Genomic DNA, 17,501 nt, shown 5'->3' with positions numbered 1-17,501 from the left:
GCTGAATGCGGCATGCATTACGCTTATAATTACTCATTTATAATACGCTTTAAGCACTGGTGAAACGACACGCCTACCGCTTAAAGCATAAAGCATAAAACATGAATTTCAATACAAAAGTAATACACGGTGGTCAGCAACACGAACCTGCGACCGGATCGGTAAATGTGCCGGTATTTTTAACCTCAACATTTGCGCAAACATCACCTGGAGTTCATTCCGGTTACGAATATTCGCGCGCGGCAAACCCGACCAGACAGGCTTTGGAAGACAGCTTGGCAAGCATTGAAAACGGTGCGCGCGGCTTGGCTTTCGGTTCCGGTTTAGCGGCGATAGACTGTGTTTTAAAATTATTAAATCCGGGCGATGAGGTAATTGCGGTTGATGATTTATACGGCGGAACCTACCGTATGTTTACCCGTTTATTTGAAAAATATCAGCTCAAATTTACATTTGCCAGCTTTGATGATGTTTCAAAAATATCGGCCTTAATCACCGAAAAAACCAAATTAATCTGGTTGGAAACTCCTACAAATCCGCTAATGAAACTCGTTGATATTAAAGCCGTGACGGATTTGGTTAAAGACAAAGATATTTTGGTCGCTGTCGACAATACCTTCGCAACACCATATTTGCAGCTTCCGTTGGATTTGGGCGCAGATATCGTGATGCATTCCGCAACAAAATATCTTGGTGGGCATTCAGATGTCATAGCGGGAGCTTTGGTTGCAAAAACCGAAGAACTGGGCGAAAAACTTCATTTCATTCAGTTTGCGAGTGGTGGAATCCTCGGTCCACACGATTCTTATTTGGTTTTGCGAGGCATTAAAACTTTGGCTTTACGTGTTCAAAGACACTCTGAAAACGGTTTGGAAGTCGCAAAATATCTGGAATCGCATCCGGCTGTGGACAAAGTGTTCTATCCAGGTCTGGAATCTCATCCGCAGCACGATTTGGCTAAAAAGCAAATGAAAGATTTCGGCGGAATGGTTTCTTTCACCTTTAAATCCGGAAAAAAAGAAGACGCAATTAAATTCTTAGAAAAACTTAAAGTTTTCACTTTAGCAGAATCTTTGGGCGGTGTAGAATCTTTGGCCAACCATCCAACGTTGATGACACACGCTTCAATTCCGGCAGAAAAACGTTCCGAATTAGGCATTACCGATGATTTAGTTCGCTTAAGTGTTGGTATTGAAGACAAAGCTGATTTGCTTGCTGATTTGGAAAGAGCATTTGGCTAATCTGGCAATTTGGTAAGGTGGCAATTTTAACTCGGTAAAATTATAAAATGACCGATTTTCAAAAATATATTCAGCGCTATCTCGATTTAATTCCATCCGAAAACTGGTTGGAAGAAATGAAAAAATCCGGGCATAAAACGGCAAATTTTTATGAAAACCTTTCGCCGGAAAAAGCAGAATTTGCATATGCTGAAGGAAAATGGACTTTGAAAGAATTGCTGCAACACCTCATCGATGCGGAAAGAATTTTTGCCTACCGTGCGCTACGTTTTGCCAGAAAAGACAAAACAGAACTTGCCGGCTGGGACGAAGAATTATACGCGAAACATTATTTTTCTGAAGACAGAAACTTAGAAAGTTTGGTTGAAGAATTTCAGGCTGTCCGGAAATCATCAGTGCTATTTTTTCAAAATTTAAATGCGCAGCAATTAGCGGAAACGGGAATTGCAAACGGCAACGAAATCTCCGTAGAAACGCTGGGGAAATTAATTGCGGGGCACAATATTCACCATTTGAATGTTATCGAGGAAAGGTATCTGGTAGGATGATGGGTGATGGATGATGGATGATGGGTGATGGGTGATGGGTGCTAAAAGTAAAATTATCGAAAGCAGAAAAATTTGCCCGTTTTAGCCGCGATTTTCTGCTTTCTTTTTTTGTCTCAAAACGTAGAGGTATAAACTTTCAACTTTTGCACGCGCCCACTCCGTTTTTCGCAAAAATTTTAAGGAGGAATTGATGCTCGGATTATCCGTAAAGCATTTGATGTTGATCTGCTTCCCCAAGTCTTCAAAACCGCCGTAATATTGCACCAATTCTTCCAGAATTGCGTCCAGACGCTTTCCGTGCAGCGGATCTTTTGATTTTTCTTCCATAATAGCCGTAAATTTAAACATAAAAAATTTGCTGTTATAACGGCAAATTTTCCTGTATTTATTTAATTTTGATCATTCAAACTCAATTATGCAAAACCTCATCGATGCCGTACAGGCCGGCGGCACCATTTTATATCCGACAGATACGATTTGGGGAATTGGCTGTGACGCTACCAATGTGAGCGCCATTAATAAAATTTTCGAAATTAAAAAGCGCGAAAAATCCAAATCGATGATTATCCTCGTGGAATCGGTAAAACGGTTGCAGGATTTGGTGGAAGTTCCCGAAATGGCATGGGAAATTATGGATTTGTCGGAGAAACCCGTGACGCTGATCTACGATAACCCGAAAGGTTTGCCGAAAGAAATTCTCGCTGAAGACGGCAGCATCGGCATTCGTTTGGTGAAAGACGTTTACCTTAAAAAACTCATCGGAAAACTGAATAAACCGCTCGTTTCAACTTCTGCGAATTTTAGTGGTGAAAAATCTCCTCTAAAATTTGCCGATATTTCGCCAGAAATCATTAATTCTGTGGACGCTGTGGCAGAAGAAAATCACGATAAAATATCGGAATATGCCGGTTCGTCGGTAATCAGAATGTGGAACGACGGACGCGTGAAAGTTTTGCGGGAATAAAAAATATGCTGCTAAACAGGCAAATTTTCTATTTTTTGTAAAGCTTTTCGTAGAGAGAAATCCACTCTTTAGGTGACATTTTGCGGGATAATTCTGCAATCAAATCAAACGGAATATCATCCATTTTTTTGAAGCGGATGCACGATTTTCCCATATCCAGTTTCCGTTTCGAATACTTCGGAAATTCAGCCACAAACCAGTTTAAAAGTGCCGGATCCGCGTAAATTCCCATGTGATACAACGCCACAAAATTCTTCTGCGACGCCAAATTTAAAAAAGGCAACGGCGTATTTGGCGTACAATGGTAACCAGACGGATAAGTTTCCAGCGGCACGCTCCAGCCAATCATTCCATAGCTAAGGCTTTCCTGAAAGCCTTTCGGAAGATTCTTGGAAACCGTTTCATAAAGCATTCTGAAGGATTCCTGCCGTTCTTCCGGAACATGCGAAATATAATTTTCAATGGATTTTGCGGGAATTTGCATCGCTTTATTTTTTACTAAATTACTCAATCAACTCTTTAAAATAAAAATCCGGAAAATTAATTCCGGATTTTCTTCTTTATTTTTTCAAATATTCATCAAAATAATCGGTGACTTTCTGCATAAGATGCACGCGGTCTTTTCCTAAAACATTATGTTCATGTCCCGGATACACGAAATAATCCAGCTGAACACCATTATCCACAGCGGCTTTTAAAAATTTAATGGAATGCTGCCAAACCACCACGTTGTCCTGCGCCCCGTGAATCATTAATAAATTTCCTTTCAGATTCTGAACTTTGTCCAAAAGATTCGCCTGTTTATAACCTTCCGGATTGGTTTGCGGCGTATCCATATATCTTTCGGTATACATAATTTCATACATATTCCAGTCGATTACCGGTCCGCCGGCAACGCCTACTTTAAAAACTTCCGGGTGTTTCAGCATAAAACTTGTAGTCATAAAACCGCCAAAACTCCAGCCGTGTATTCCCAGTTTCTGCGCATCAACGTAAGGCAGTGATTTCAGATAATCCACACCTTTCAGCTGGTCTTTCATTTCCACTTCGCCTAAATGACGGAAAACTGCCTGCTCGAATTTCATTCCGCGGTTCGAAGATCCGCGCCCGTCCATCGTGAAAATAATATAGCCGTTTTGCGCCATATATTCATACCAAAGGTTGCCGGAAGATGGGAAACTGTTGGTCACCAGCTGCAAATGCGGCCCATTGTAAAGGTAAACGATGGTTGGATATTTCTTCGCCGGATCAAAATCCGTAGGCAAAATAATTTTACCGTAAAGTGGCGTTCCGTCGTCAGCTTTTAAGGTAACATTCTTTATTTCCGGTCTTTTATAGTTTTTTAAAGGATTTTCTGCCGTTAAAATATTTTTTGATTTCAAAGTAGCGGTATTAATCACATTCACCGATCTTGGCGTGCTCGCATTGCTGTAAATATCGTAAAGCTGTGTACCGTCTTTGCTTAAAATACCGGTGTGCATTCCCGGTGCGCTGTCTAATCTCTGGGTTTTAAAATTGTTCCAGTTTACACGATAAATATGTCTTTCCAGCGGCGATTCCTGCGTAGAAATGTAATAGATTTCTTTCTTTTTTTCATTAAAACCTAAAATATCAGTCACCAGCCAATCACCTTTTGTGATTTGCGAAATCAGTCCTTTTTCTAAACTGTAATGGAATAAATGGTTGTAACCCGTGCGCTGACTTTGCCAGATAAAATCGGTGTTGGAGTTCGGTAAAAATAATAGCGGATGCTGTGGTTCAACATATTTAGCATCTTTTTCTTCAAATAAAGTTTTCACCAAATTCCCGGTAACCGCGTCGTACTGATTCATTTTCAAATGATTCTGGTCGCGGTTCAGCACGCCTACGAAAATATATTTTGAATCCGGGCTCCAGGTCACGGCGGTTAAATATTGTTCTTTGTCACCATCAATATTTAAAAATATTTTTTTCTGAGAATTGATATCGTAAACGCCCAATGTCACCTGATGCGAAGTGTTTCCCGCCATCGGATATTTGATGTTCACGTTTTTTGCCGGCGTTACAGACCAGTCGATGATCGGATAATCCGTGACCATGGTTTCATCCATTCGGTAAAACGCAATTTTTGTGCTGTTTGGCGCCGAAAAAATTCCGCCATCGATTCCAAATTCGCTGCGGTGAACGGCCTGTCCATTTACAATTCCTTCATTCTGATCATCGGTAATCTCAACCGTTTTTCCGTTTCGGTTCAGGTAAAGATTATTTTTTACCGTGTAAACGATGGTTTTTTTATCATCCAGCACTTTTACGTTTACAGCATTTTCGTCAATGGAAGTCCAGGGCGAAATTTTCCAGTCGGAGCCGAATTTTTCAAGCTGAAAATATTTACCGTCTACAGTAAAATATCCTTGGTTTTTGCCGGTAAATTTTACCTGCGGAAAAGATTTAAGCTTTTGCTCGGCGGAAAGATTTTTATTGATTTGGTTCAAAGAAACCAAAGTGTCCGCTTTCATGCTTTGAACTTCTGTTATCAGGTATGCGTTTTTGGTTCCCTGAATGTAAAATTTAGCATCATCGGACCAGGAAAACTGCGGAATACTTTTAATAGCAAGATTGCTCCGAAGCCCGTTTACCGCTTCGGCCATGGTGTATTTCTGGTTTTGCGCAGAAAGCAAACTGCTGAAACCGAGTAATAATAAAGGTAATTTTGAAAATTTCATTTCTTAGATTTATAGTGTTAAAAATAAGAAATAAAAAACGATTTGTTAAAGGAATGTTAATTCAAATGCAGATAAATTTCCGCAAGCGGATCTTTGGAACTTTTTTGCTTATTCCATTTATATTGATGCGTCCAGTAAGCAGCTTTTACGGAGAGAATTCCTAAGCCGGCACCGAATAAAACATCAGATATATAATGTTTGTTGTTCGCCATTCGCATTACGCCAATTCCGCTTGCAAAGGCGTAAGAAACATACGGCACCCACTTGTGATTTTCGCCATATTCAATTGCGAGCATCGTGGCGCCCGCAAATGCATTCGCCGTGTGGCCGGAAGGAAAAGAATAAGCAGTGCCGTCGGGACGCGTTTTTTTCAGAGTAGTTTTCAGCACATACACCAAACCGAGATTCACCACTTGAGCCTTCAGCAAAATAGCGGTGCGGTTTTGCCAGTCGGTGCGCGGTTTCATTCCGGCAACTTCAAAACCATAAACTGCTACAAGAGGAGCAAACTGGGCGTAATCATCCAGATGGTTGGTAAAACCAAAAAGATGTTCATTTCGCTCTTCTACTACTTCGTTTTTCACGGATTCGCGGCCGTTCCCATCGAACACAATTCCGGAAGTCATTAAAGCAGCCGGAGCAATAGTGCCTCTTAAATCGAAAGCTAGATGCCGGTTTTCAATTTGTATGCTGTCTTTCTGCTGTGCAAATGTCAGCAGAGGAAAATTTAAAAACAGAAAAAAAGCCAGAAAATGCCGCATAAAAATTTTTCTTTAAAACTAAGGAATGAAAGGCTTACTGCGTTAAATATTATTAAAATTTCTGAGAACTGCTTTTTATTAAATAAATTTATGGTTGAAGGTGACAAAAAAATGCTAAAAGCGTTTCTTAACTTACATCAATGTCTTTCTGCGCTCGCGACGGTATCTTTGTACTATCAAAATTTAATACTAACCAATAAACAAAATATTATGTCAACAAAATGGAATTTAGACCCTACACACAGTGAAATCACTTTTAAAGTAAGACACATGATGATTTCTAATGTTAAAGGCGAATTTAAAGACTTTAATGTAGAAATGGAAAGCGAAGACGACACTTTCAAAAATGCTAAAGTAACAGCGAAAATTGATACCGCTTCCATCAGCACCAACAATACTGATCGCGACACGCACCTGAAATCTGCAGATTTCTTTAATGCTGAAGCCAATCCGGTTATTACTTTCGAAACAGATTCTTTAAACGATGATATCACCGGTAATCTCACCATGAACGGCGTTACAAAACCAATTAAATTGGATGTAGACTTCGGTGGAACTAATGTGGACCCGTGGGGACAGACAAAAGCTGGATTCTCTTTTGAAGGTAAAATCAACAGAAAAGATTTCGGATTAAACTGGAATACCGCATTGGAAACAGGTGGTGTAATGGTTTCGGACGAAGTAAAAATTGCAGGTGAACTTCAGTTCGTAAAAGCATAAAAAATTTCATAGTTTATTTTTTTAAGGTTCACCAGAGTTGAAAGGCTTAGGTGAACTTTTTTCATTTCTTAAAAAACACCAAGATGAATTTAAACGATCTCGAAAATATTTCTCAGCTTTATAAAAATACCGAAAAAATGCCGGTACTTTTTCTCGGCCACGGTTCACCGATGAACGCGATTGAAGAAAACCAGTTCGTGCAGGGTTTCCGGAATATCTCCAAAGAAATTCCGCGTCCGAACGCCATTTTATGCGTTTCTGCACATTGGTTTACGAACGGAACATTTGTCACCGCGATGCAGGATCCAAAAACAATCCATGATTTTTACGGCTTTCCGAAGGAACTTTTTGAAGTGGAATATTCCGCGCCGGGCAGCCCCGAACTGGCGAAAGAAACCACCGAATTACTTTTACCGGAAATTGTGGAAGAAGACCACAGTTGGGGACTGGACCATGGCGCGTGGAGCGTCATCAAACATCTTTATCCAAATGCCGAAATTCCGGTAATTCAGCTCAGCATTGATTACTCAAAACCACCACAATATCATTTCGATTTGGCGAAAAAACTGCAAAAACTGCGGGAAAAGGGAATTTTAATCATCGGAAGCGGAAATATCGTACACAATCTCCGCATGGTGGACTGGAAAAATATTAATACCGCCGGCGCCGGTTGGGACTGGGCGATTGAAGCACGAGAAATGACAAATAACTGGCTTTTAGACGGAAATTTTCAGAATCTTATCAATTACCAAAATCAGGGAATTGCACTTCAAACCGCGGTGCCGAGCCCGGATCATTATCTGCCGCTACTTTACTCTTTAGCTTTAAAGGAAAAAACCGATGACCTCTCGCTTTTCAACGATGAACTTATCGGTGGCAGTTTAAGCATGACGAGCGTAAGAATTGGTTAATTCAAAAAAAAGATTCAACATTATGCTGAATTTTTTTTTCGCCTTAAAATCAGTAAAAATCCCAGTAATTAGCGTCGTAAATTTTGGTGAAATCGCGAACGCAATGCGCAGATTTCACATTTAATTTTAAAGCTCTAATGCCGTTTTCTTTGGTGAAATTAAATTTCGCCGTAGGTTCAGCTGAAGTTTTTTGCTCGCCGTTTTCGTATTCTGCAATCCAGGTATATTTTAAGTTTTCCACCATATTGTCCGGAGCATAAGAAACCGTGCTGTCGTTTGCTTTTATTTCTTTAAAACCGTTAATATCGAAATCGCATTCTTCAGCAACCGCGCTGAGTTTTTTCGGTAAAGCACTAATCACTCTTATGGTTTTATAACATTTTAAAAGACCTTTGTCCGAATCCATTTCCATTGCTAGAAGCGTGCTTCCGCCGGAAATCCCTTTCACCTGCAGTTTACTTTGTTTTAAATTACCATCAAGCAAAATAATGTTGTCTAAACTCGACCAGGTATGACAGTCATCGCATTTTGCGGTATTGTTTTTAACGGTGTAAACCTGCGATTCACCAACGTTAATCACGGATTTTCCTTCAATATAACACTGTGAAAAAACCGCCGTATAACTCAGAATTGTAAAAAAGAACAGAATTTTTTTCATGATATTGTGTTTTAAATTTTCTTAAACCTGAATAACACCTAAATTGAATTTCTCTGTAATTGGTGCATGATCCGCAGCTTCAATTCCCATCGAAATCCAGGTGCGCGTATCTACGGGATTAATGATTGCATCGGTCCAAAGCCGCGCTGCTGCGTACGTTGGCTCGGTTTGTTTTTTATATCTTTTCGAAATGGTGTCCAAAATTTCCTGATGTTCTTCCTCGGTGATTTCTTTTCCCTGTTTTTTCAGGGTAGATTCCTGGATTTGCGCTAAAACTTTTGCGGCCTGGCTGCCACCCATCACCGCAAGTTCACTCCACGGCCACGCCACAATTAAGCGCGGATCGTAGGCTTTTCCGCACATCGCGTAGTTTCCGGCACCGTAAGAATTCCCGGTTATAACGGTGAATTTTGGCACTACAGAATTTGCCACGGCATTCACCATTTTTGCGCCGTCTTTAATAATTCCACCATGTTCAGATTTTGAACCGACCATAAATCCGGTGACATCCTGTAGGAAAATCAACGGAATTTTTCTTTGGTTACAGTTCGCGATAAAACGCGTCGCCTTGTCTGCAGAATCCGAATATATTACGCCACCAAACTGCATTTCTCCTTTTCCGCTTTTTACCAGTTTTCTTTGGTTCGCCACAATTCCCACGCTCCAGCCGTCAATTCTTGCGGTTGCACAAATAATGGTTTTGCCATAATCTGCCTTATATTCTTCATATTCGGAATTATCGACCAGGCATTTAATAATATCAAAAGTATCGTATTGGTCAGCTCTGGACGCGGGCATATGTCCGAAAATATTTTCGATTTTTTCTTTCGGCGGAAAGCTCTCAATGCGGTCGAAACCTGCTTTGTCGTAACTTCCGATGGATTTCATAATATTTTTAATGCGGTCCAGCGCATCTTTATCGTCTTTTGCTTTAAAATCGGTAACGCCCGAAATTTCGCAGTGCGTGGTTGCGCCACCCAGAGTTTCGTTATCGATATTTTCACCAATCGCCGCTTTTACCAAATAACTTCCAGCTAAAAATATAGAGCCTGTTTTATCCACGATCATGGCTTCGTCGCTCATAATCGGAAGATAAGCGCCGCCGGCAACACAACTTCCCATCACTGCTGAAATCTGAACAATTCCCATCGAACTCATTTTAGCATTATTGCGAAAAATACGGCCGAAATGCTCTTTATCGGGGAAAATTTCGTCCTGCATCGGCAGGAAAACACCCGCAGAATCTACGAGATATATTATCGGTAGCCGGTTTTCCATCGAAATTTCCTGTGCGCGCAGATTTTTCTTCGCCGTAATCGGAAACCAGGCACCCGCTTTTACCGAAGCGTCATTGGCAACCACCAAACATTGTTTTCCGGAAACGTAACCCATCACTACAACAACGCCGCCGCTTGGACAACCACCTTGTTCTTCGTACATTCCGAAGCCGGCAAAAGCACCGATTTCAATGGAATCCGAATTTTTATCCAAAAGATAATCTATACGTTCGCGCGCGGTGAGTTTTCCTTCATCGCGCTGTTTCTGCAATCTCTTTTCGCCACCGCCTTTTTTTATTTCGCTTAATAAGCTGTTTATTTCGCCTAATTTTAGTTTATTTTGGTCTTCTCTTTTGTTAAATTCTAAATTCATATGGTGGAAAAATTTGGTTTAAAGGTAACATTTTTAATTATAATATTCTGTAAAACACGATGAACAGCCAGCAAATTTAAATAACAAAACTTTAGTACTTTTTTAACATTTTTACCTAAAATAACGGCATATTTTTACCGTTTACAGGTAAAGTAGAAATTTTTCAATTCCTAGTTTTATTTTTTTAATAGTTTATTATTTGAAGGACCCTAAAAGTTGTAGAGACTTTTAGGGTTTTTTTGCCGCTAAAATGACATTTTTTCCGAAAATTGTCTAAATGGATTTGTAGCTTTGCAGAAAGTATAAAAATAAATTATTGTGGTAAAAAAATCTGCCCTTTTCCGTTTGCATCTTATTGTTTTTTTATGGGGCTTTACCGCAATTTTAGGCAAACTGATTCATGCTGATGCGAGCATTTTGGTTTTTTACCGGATGTTTTTTGCGGCAATTTTCCTTTTTATTTTCATCAGGTTTTTTAAAAAAGAGAGCCTGAAAATCTCCAAGAAATTATTTCTGCAGTTAGGAATAATTGGTGGTTTTATGGCGTTTCACTGGCTGTGCTTTTTTTATTCCATTAAAGTTTCCAACGTCTCCATAGCGTTAAGCTGCCTTTCGCTTTCAACATTGTTTGCGTCGGTGCTGGAACCCATTGTTTTTAAACGGAAAATCGATATTTCGGAGGTCGTTATGGGCATCGTCATTTTAATATGTATGGGTCTAATTTTTAAAACCGAATTTCAGTATAAAGAAGGCATATTTTTCGGAATTTTAACCGCCCTGTTCGGAACCGTTTTTTCGGTGTTTAACGGCCGAATTTTTGGGAAAACCACGTCTGGAAATATTATTTTTTATGAAATTTTTTCGGGTTGCGCCATACTTTCTGTGCTCTATCTCTTCACCGGACAACTCTTTCAGCTGCACGACATCAGCATGCGCGACCTCGGTTTAGTTCTGATTTTAGCCAGCTTTTTCACCGCTTTTCCGATGTTGGAATCAGTGAATTTAATGAAATACATTTCGCCGTTTACCTTAATTCTTACGGTAAATCTGGAGCCTGTTTACGGGATTATCCTGGCTTTTTTTATCTTTGGTGAATCCGAGCAAATGAGCCCTATTTTTTACGTAGCTTCGCTCGTGATGATTTCTGCAATTGTAATCAACGGTGTTTTAAAAGCCAGAAAAGCTACCGCCGCAAAAAATCTTGAAAATTCATGAAAAAACTCGTTTTCGCTACCTTTTTGCTTTTCGGATTTTTCTCCGAAGCACAAATTGTGCGGAAATATTCAAATGAATTTTTAAGCATTGGCGCTGGCGCACGCGGTCTTGCAATGGGCGGGGCGGTAATTTCGAGTCAAAATGATGTTTACTCCCCAATGTGGAATCCGGCCGGACTTATCGCTATAGAACGAGACTGGCAAGGCGCAGCGATGCACGCTGAATATTTTGAATCGATTGCGAAGTACGATTACCTGGCTTTTGCAAAACCTTTGGACCATAACGGTGGTGTTTTCGCGGTTTCTGTGGTGCGCCTCGGCATCGATAATATTTTAAATACAACACAGTTAATCGATCCGGAAGGAAATATCGATTATGATAAAATCACAAGTTTTTCTCAGTCTGATTACGCGGCTTTGATTTCTTACGCATTTCATCCAGGCGGAAATCACCGGCTTGATGTCGGTGCCAATGCGAAACTCGTGTACAGAAATGTGGGAAAATTCGCGAATGGTTTCGGTTTCGGTTTTGATCTCGGCGCGATTTACCACGCAGATTCAGGTTGGAATTACGGCGCCGTGCTAAAAGATGCCACTACAACCGTTAATTTTTGGACGGTGAATCAGGATGAACTTTCTGCCGTGGTGAACGGTGAAGAATTTAATCCCGCACCGAAAGACAAAATGGAACTCACGATGCCTAAACTCAACTTGGGACTTAGCCGGAATTACGAAATCAACCGTGATCTGGAATTGTTACCCGAAGCGGGATTGAACGTAGATTTTGCAAAAACCGCGGCCGTAATTTCCACCGAATTTGCGAGCATTACGCCATATGCCGGCGCGGAACTTATGTTTCAGGATATGATTTTCGTACGCGTTGGCGTGAACCGTTTTCAAAATATTACCGATATCGAAAACCTGAAACGCAAAATTTCATTTCAACCAAGCGCCGGAATTGGCATTAAATATCAAGGTTTAACATTAGATTACGCAATTACAAACTCCGGAATTGGCGGTTCGAATTTCTTTTCAAATTTCTTTTCCCTGAAATTGGATATGGGCGATTTCAGGAATTAAATTTATCTTTACTTAAATTACCGCGATGAAAAAACTTTTGAAATTTGCATTTTTCCTTTTGTTTACCGCAGCGTACAGTCAGAATATTTCAGATTATAGCTTCGTTTATATTGCTGGAAGGACAGGCGATTTTGACGCTAACAAATACGGTCTGGCAACGCTTTTGAGTTCTAATCTTACCGGCAAGAAATATGTTGTTATCAGTGAAAATAATGATTCCTGGCCGGAAGCTCCGAAAAATAATCCCTGCGGAGTTTTAAAAGCGGAACTTGTGGACGCCAGTACTTTCCTGAAAAACAAACTCCAGATTAATTTCAAGGACTGCAGCGGAAAAACCGTCGCTTCATATGAAGCAAAAACAAACATCAAAGAATTTCAACCCGGATTTATAGATGCTTTAAATACCGCTACGAAAACACTTCCCGCTTCAAATCCCGTGCAACTGGCGGTTACCACTCGTACTGAACTTCCAAAACAAACGGCGGCGCGCGGACCAGAACTTGGCAAATCAAGCCAAAGCCAAAACAGCGGCACAAAGAGTGAAAGCAAAGCACAAACGTTCAGTAACGGTACATTAAATTTTAACCGGATTTATATTTCAGACAATCAGTTTATTTTGGTCAACCCGAAAAATTCGACTCCGTATGCGATTTTTAAAGCTTCCACTAAAAAAGACGTGTACAGAGTGCAGCTTCAGGATGGCACCCAAACTTTAGGATATATAGAAGACGGCGCAATAATTATTGAATTACCAAATGCTGATGGAAGCTACAGGAAAGAAGTATTTAAAGAGACTGCTAAAGTGGTGTATTAAAATATGCCCAAACCATTTTGCCTTTCGATTTTCCCAAAATTTCTTCCAGAGTTTCTAAACTGGATTCTTTCACTCTTTTCACCGATTTCAGTTTCAGAAGCAGCATTTCAATCCCGCGCGGGCCAACACCTGGAATCTCTTCAAGCTCCGATTTTATGGTGGAATTTTTACGCCGTGTACGGTGATGTTTTACACCAAAACGGTGCGATTCATCGCGAACCCGCTGTAAAATTTTCAGCGTTTCCGACTTTTTATCGAGGTACAACGGGATGGAATCTTCCGGAAAATAAATTTCTTCCAACCGCTTCGCAATACCAATAATGGTAATTTTTCCGTACAAGCCAAGTAGCTTCAAACTTTTCACCGCTGAAGATAACTGGCCTTTTCCACCATCAATTAAAATAAGCTGTGGCAAAGGTTCCGCTTCATCCAAAAGTCTTTTGTAGCGCCGGTAAATCACTTCTTCCATCGTTTTGAAATCATCAGGACCGACGACGGTTTTCGGGTGAAAAATGCGGTAATCTGCTTTGCTTGGTTTTCCGTCTTTAAAAACCACACACGCGGAAACGGGATTCGTTCCCTGAATATTCGAGTTATCAAAACCTTCGATGTGTCGCGGTTCTGTAGGCATACGCAGAAGCTTCTGCATTTCCGCCATTATGCGATTCGTGTGTCTCTCGGGATCCAGAATCTGAACTTGTTTCAGTTTTTCAATGCGATATTCTTTCGCGTTTTTTTCCGAAAGTTCCACGATTCTTTTTTTGTCGCCAACTTTCGGAACGATCAATTTTACATTCGGAATTTCAAGTGTCAGATGAAACGGAATCAGGATTTCTTTCGAATCAGAATCGAATTTCTGCCGGATTTCAATCATAGCTTCTTCAAGCAAATCTTCATCTGATTCTTCGAGAACTTTTTTAATTTCGGTCGTAAAACTTTGTATGATATTTCCATTCTGAATTTTGAAGTAATTAATGTACGCGGCCGTTTCATCGCTCGTCATCCCAAAAACGTCAACATCATTGATGCTCGGATTTACCACCGTGTGTTTCACCTGGTAATTATCAAGCAAATCCATCCGTTCTTTTACCATCTGCGCATTTTCGAATTCCAGATTTTGCGCGAAAGCCATCATTTGATTCACCAGATATTCTTTTGCAATACGGAAATCACCTTTAATAATTCCGCGAATCGCTTCAATTTTCCGGTCGTAGCTTTCCTTCATTTCAAGCATTTCGCATGGACCTTCACAATTTTTAATGTGATATTCCAGACAAACTCTGTATTTTCCTTCAGCAATTTTTTCAGGCGCTAAATTCAGATTACAGGTCCGGATTTTATAAATGTGTTTGATAGTATCCAGCAAAAACTTCGCAGGACGCACTTTTGCGTACGGACCGTAATATTCCGAACCGTCTTTTATTTTAGTCCGCGTTAAAAAAACACGCGGAAAATCTTCATTTTTAATGCAAATCCACGGGTAGGTTTTGTCATCTTTCAGCATCACGTTGTAAAACGGCTGATGTTCTTTTATCAGATTATTTTCAAGCAGAAGGGCGTCGTACTCGCTGTTTACGACGGTTGTTTCCAGGCGCACGATTTTGCTCACCATGATTCGGGTGCGGTAACCTGCCTGGTTTTTATTGAAATACGATAAAACCCGTTTTTTTAAATTCTTAGCCTTTCCAACATACAAAAGCTGATTAAATTTGTCATAATAGCGGTAAACGCCCGGATCTGACGGTAAAGTTTTAAGTTGAAGTTCTAAATCCGAATTCATAATACAAAATTAGGGATTTGGATTTTAGCACGCGACGGGATTTTAAAGAAATGAAAATTAAAAAAATGGCTCAAACAGCCGGTAAAAAAAATATAAATCAGGTTTTAAAAGCAATTTGCCTTTTGACAGGTTCTTAAAAAACAGTAATTTTAAGCAAAATCTAAACATGAAAACTTACGGTATCGATGAACTGACCATCGAAGATATAATTGCTATTTTAGAAAACCCAAAAAATGCAAGTATAAACGACGAAGCAAAACAAAAAATACTGCAATCTGAGCAAAATGTGCGCGAAATTGTTGAATCGGACCGCACGGTTTATGGCATCAATACCGGCTTTGGACCGCTGTGCGATGTTAAAATTTCGGAAGAAGAAACCGCGCTATTGCAGCATAATTTAATTATTTCTCACGCTGTCGGCGTTGGAAAACCCATTGCAAAAGATCTATCGCGCGTGATGATGATTACAAAAATTCACGCCTTATCAAAGGGATTTTCCGGAGTTTCACTTACTGTTATCGAGCGCCTGATTTTAATGTTGGAAAAAGACATTATTCCCGTCGTACCTGAGCAAGGTTCTGTGGGCGCATCCGGAGATTTAGCACCTTTGGCGCATTTGGTTTTGCCGCTTTTAGGTTTAGGAAAAGTTTGGCAAGGTGAAGAAATTCGCGACGCATCTTCAGTTTTAAACGAAAATAATCTCGAAGCTTTGGTGCTTGGCCCAAAAGGAGGTCTGGGCTTAATTAATGGTACACAGTTTATTTTGGCGCACGCCATTTTAGGCTTATTTAAATTTGAATATTTACTCAATTTAGCAGATTTAACCGCTGCTTTAAGTCTGGAAGCATATCGAGGTTCCGCAAGTCCGTTTAAAAAAGAATTGCACGAAATCCGCCCTTTTGCCGGCAGCAAAAAAGTTGCCGCCAGAATGGTGAAATTTCTCGAAAACTCCGAGAATTTAAAAAGCCATGAATATTGCGACCGTGTGCAGGATCCGTATTCAATGCGCTGTGTGCCGCAGGTTCACGGTGCGAGTAGAAATGCTTTTGAACATTTGAAAAATTTGGCTGAAACGGAACTAAATTCCGTCACCGATAATCCGATTGTTTTAAGCGCCGATGAAAGCATTTCCGGCGGTAATTTCCATGGACAGCTTTTGGCTTTACCACTAGATTACGCGACTTTAGCTGCCGCAGAGCTCGGAAATATTTCAGACCGCAGAAGTTATCTTTTGCTGGAAGGAAAATATGGTTTACCACGTCTGTTAACTGCAAGTTCAGGTTTAAATTCCGGATTTATGATTCCGCAATATACTTCCGCGGCGCTTGTAACTGAAAACAAAACCCTGTGTTTTCCAGCATCCGCAGATTCCATTCCGACCAGTTTAGGACAGGAAGATCATGTATCGATGGGAAGTATTTCCGGCCGGAAATTCAACCAGGTTTTGGGCAATTTAGAAAATATTTTGGCAGTGGAACTTCTTTTTGGTGCTCAGGGCTTAGAATTCCGACGTCCAGCGAAATGCGGTGAATATGTTGAAAAAGCATATTCTGTTATACGGTCAAAAGTTGAAAAGTTGGAAAATGACCGTTTAATTGGTGAAGATATTCTTGCTATTGCAGAAATGATTCGCGAGCGCAGATTTGTTGTAGAATAAAATAAGGATAATAAGTATTGGTATAATAAAAAAAACCTGCGAATTTGCTTTAATAAAGCAAGTTTGCAGGTTTTAAATTTTCCAGGACTGAAACAGAATTATTTTTTTCCAAACTCTTTCCAGCTTTTTTCATTCATCTCGATGTCGAAGTGCTTGGCCGCTTTTTAATATTGGCAAATGCCAGGTCTCGGTCGGCATCTGATACATCTTTCACCTGATCAAAACGCGCCATGGCATTTCGTACGTGCGAAGCGTCGGTCATCGGTTCTTTTTTCTGTTTGGGAAGGCCAAAAACACTTTCCGGCAGATCATTTTTCTCGGCAATTGAAAGTTTGCCGTGCTCTTCGTGTGGTTTCCAGGTTGTTTCGATAATCCCAAAGCAGCAAAATTTAAACCAACCTGAATTTCAATTAATTTATTTCATCCCAAAAAATCCGTGCTAGAACGGCATTTTTTTCCCGTTTTACAGATTGAAAAAACTGCTTAAATGGGCGCAAATTTTTGTCAGCGAAAATAATTTGCATTCTGTTTTTAGGTATTATTAAAAACCGGAATACTTGATTCTTGGATCTTGGTTCTAATCTTTAACATTTAACTTCCAGCATCTAACTTTTAGCATCCGACATATAGCCACAAAAAAACCTCATACAAATAAATGTATGAGGTTTAAAAAAACTGGCGGCGACCTACTCTCCCGCTTTCGCAGTACCATCGGCGCTAGAGGGCTTAACTTCTGTGTTCGGAATGGGAACAGGTGAGCCCCTCTGCTAAAACCACCCTAAAATTGGTATTAGCTTTTAG

The 17,501-nt window shown here is 40.2% G+C and carries 17 protein-coding genes and 1 rRNA gene; 9 read left to right on the top strand and 9 right to left on the bottom strand.

What is annotated here, in order from left to right:
• Window positions 1-101 precede the first annotated feature (101 nt).
• Together OA84_RS10785 and OA84_RS10780 are read left to right on the top strand one after the other, a co-directional pair.
• Window positions 102-1,241, top strand: a complete 1,140-nt coding sequence (locus OA84_RS10785) for a cystathionine gamma-synthase (protein WP_039346392.1) — start codon at window positions 102-104, stop codon at window positions 1,239-1,241.
• Window positions 1,242-1,288: 47 nt separating this feature from the next.
• Window positions 1,289-1,789 (top strand): DinB family protein, encoded by a 501-nt coding sequence (locus OA84_RS10780; RefSeq protein ID WP_039346389.1) that lies wholly within the window; start codon window positions 1,289-1,291, stop codon window positions 1,787-1,789.
• A gap of 81 nt (window positions 1,790-1,870) precedes the next feature.
• Here the strand turns inward: OA84_RS10780 and OA84_RS10775 are convergent, their stop codons facing one another.
• Entirely contained in the window at window positions 1,871-2,116 is a 246-nt protein-coding gene (locus OA84_RS10775; RefSeq protein ID WP_039346515.1) for a VF530 family protein, read from the bottom strand.
• 85 nt (window positions 2,117-2,201) lie between these two features.
• Here OA84_RS10775 and OA84_RS10770 point away from each other — a divergent pair, with 85 nt between their 5' ends.
• Window positions 2,202-2,753 carry an L-threonylcarbamoyladenylate synthase gene (locus OA84_RS10770; protein ID WP_262493320.1) on the top strand — a complete coding sequence of 184 codons (552 nt, stop codon included), beginning with the start codon at window positions 2,202-2,204 and terminating at the stop codon, window positions 2,751-2,753.
• Window positions 2,754-2,781: 28 nt separating this feature from the next.
• Here OA84_RS10770 and OA84_RS10765 read toward each other — a convergent pair whose 3' ends face one another.
• The 3 genes from OA84_RS10765 to OA84_RS10755 all read right to left on the bottom strand — a co-directional run bounded on the left by OA84_RS10765 (window position 2,782) and on the right by OA84_RS10755 (window position 6,216).
• The gene (locus tag OA84_RS10765; RefSeq protein WP_039346513.1) at window positions 2,782-3,237 is read right to left on the bottom strand and encodes a DUF1801 domain-containing protein; all 456 of its coding nucleotides are present in this window, start codon (window positions 3,235-3,237) and stop codon (window positions 2,782-2,784) included.
• Window positions 3,238-3,313: 76 nt separating this feature from the next.
• The gene (locus OA84_RS10760) at window positions 3,314-5,455 is read right to left on the bottom strand and encodes a S9 family peptidase (protein ID WP_039346383.1); all 2,142 of its coding nucleotides are present in this window, start codon (window positions 5,453-5,455) and stop codon (window positions 3,314-3,316) included.
• A 56-nt stretch (window positions 5,456-5,511) separates the two neighbouring features.
• Window positions 5,512-6,216 (bottom strand): phosphatase PAP2 family protein, encoded by a 705-nt coding sequence (locus tag OA84_RS10755; RefSeq protein ID WP_039346380.1) that lies wholly within the window; start codon window positions 6,214-6,216, stop codon window positions 5,512-5,514.
• 210 nt (window positions 6,217-6,426) lie between these two features.
• On the opposite strand from OA84_RS10755, the gene OA84_RS10750 reads away from it, so the two are divergent.
• A complete protein-coding gene (locus tag OA84_RS10750) occupies window positions 6,427-6,936 on the top strand; it encodes a YceI family protein (protein ID WP_039346510.1) in 510 nt (169 codons plus the stop codon).
• A gap of 83 nt (window positions 6,937-7,019) precedes the next feature.
• Window positions 7,020-7,847 (top strand): 4,5-DOPA-extradiol-dioxygenase, encoded by an 828-nt coding sequence (gene ygiD, locus OA84_RS10745; RefSeq protein ID WP_039346377.1) that lies wholly within the window; start codon window positions 7,020-7,022, stop codon window positions 7,845-7,847.
• A 49-nt stretch (window positions 7,848-7,896) separates the two neighbouring features.
• Here ygiD and OA84_RS10740 read toward each other — a convergent pair whose 3' ends face one another.
• Together OA84_RS10740 and OA84_RS10735 are read right to left on the bottom strand one after the other, a co-directional pair.
• Complete coding sequence (locus OA84_RS10740; RefSeq protein WP_039346373.1) at window positions 7,897-8,505, bottom strand: hypothetical protein; 609 nt, start codon at window positions 8,503-8,505, stop codon at window positions 7,897-7,899.
• Between the two features lie 21 nt (window positions 8,506-8,526).
• A complete protein-coding gene (locus tag OA84_RS10735) occupies window positions 8,527-10,155 on the bottom strand; it encodes an acyl-CoA carboxylase subunit beta (protein ID WP_039346371.1) in 1,629 nt (542 codons plus the stop codon).
• A gap of 318 nt (window positions 10,156-10,473) precedes the next feature.
• Here OA84_RS10735 and OA84_RS10730 point away from each other — a divergent pair, with 318 nt between their 5' ends.
• From OA84_RS10730 to OA84_RS10720, 3 genes are read left to right on the top strand one after another with little or no spacing between them, the layout of a single operon-like run.
• Window positions 10,474-11,370 carry a DMT family transporter gene (locus OA84_RS10730; RefSeq protein ID WP_039346367.1) on the top strand — a complete coding sequence of 299 codons (897 nt, stop codon included), beginning with the start codon at window positions 10,474-10,476 and terminating at the stop codon, window positions 11,368-11,370.
• Window positions 11,367-12,449 (top strand): putative type IX sorting system protein PorV2, encoded by a 1,083-nt coding sequence (locus OA84_RS10725; protein ID WP_039346366.1) that lies wholly within the window; start codon window positions 11,367-11,369, stop codon window positions 12,447-12,449. Before OA84_RS10730 ends, OA84_RS10725 begins: the two co-directional genes overlap by 4 nt.
• Window positions 12,450-12,474: 25 nt before the next feature.
• Window positions 12,475-13,263: a hypothetical protein gene (locus OA84_RS10720; protein WP_039346364.1), complete on the top strand. Its 789-nt coding sequence runs from the start codon at window positions 12,475-12,477 to the stop codon at window positions 13,261-13,263.
• Here OA84_RS10720 and uvrC read toward each other — a convergent pair.
• Window positions 13,247-15,043: an excinuclease ABC subunit UvrC gene (gene uvrC, locus OA84_RS10715; RefSeq protein WP_039346362.1), complete on the bottom strand. Its 1,797-nt coding sequence runs from the start codon at window positions 15,041-15,043 to the stop codon at window positions 13,247-13,249. The genes OA84_RS10720 and uvrC overlap by 17 nt on opposite strands.
• A 166-nt stretch (window positions 15,044-15,209) precedes the next feature.
• Between uvrC and hutH the strand changes: the two genes are divergently transcribed.
• Window positions 15,210-16,700, top strand: a complete 1,491-nt coding sequence (gene hutH / locus OA84_RS10710; RefSeq protein ID WP_039346360.1) for a histidine ammonia-lyase — start codon at window positions 15,210-15,212, stop codon at window positions 16,698-16,700.
• Between the two features lie 133 nt (window positions 16,701-16,833).
• Here the strand turns inward: hutH and OA84_RS11600 are convergent, their stop codons facing one another.
• Window positions 16,834-17,007, bottom strand: coding sequence for a DUF6582 domain-containing protein (locus OA84_RS11600; RefSeq protein WP_316930522.1), 174 nt, complete (start codon window positions 17,005-17,007; stop codon window positions 16,834-16,836).
• Window positions 17,008-17,373: 366 nt separating this feature from the next.
• A 5S ribosomal RNA gene (gene rrf, locus OA84_RS10700) occupies window positions 17,374-17,481 on the bottom strand.
• Window positions 17,482-17,501 lie beyond the last annotated feature (20 nt).

The sequence above is a fragment of the Kaistella solincola genome, assembly GCF_000812875.1.
GTDB classification, from domain to species: domain Bacteria; phylum Bacteroidota; class Bacteroidia; order Flavobacteriales; family Weeksellaceae; genus Kaistella; species Kaistella solincola.
This window is presented reverse-complemented; position numbering and strand designations above follow the sequence as displayed.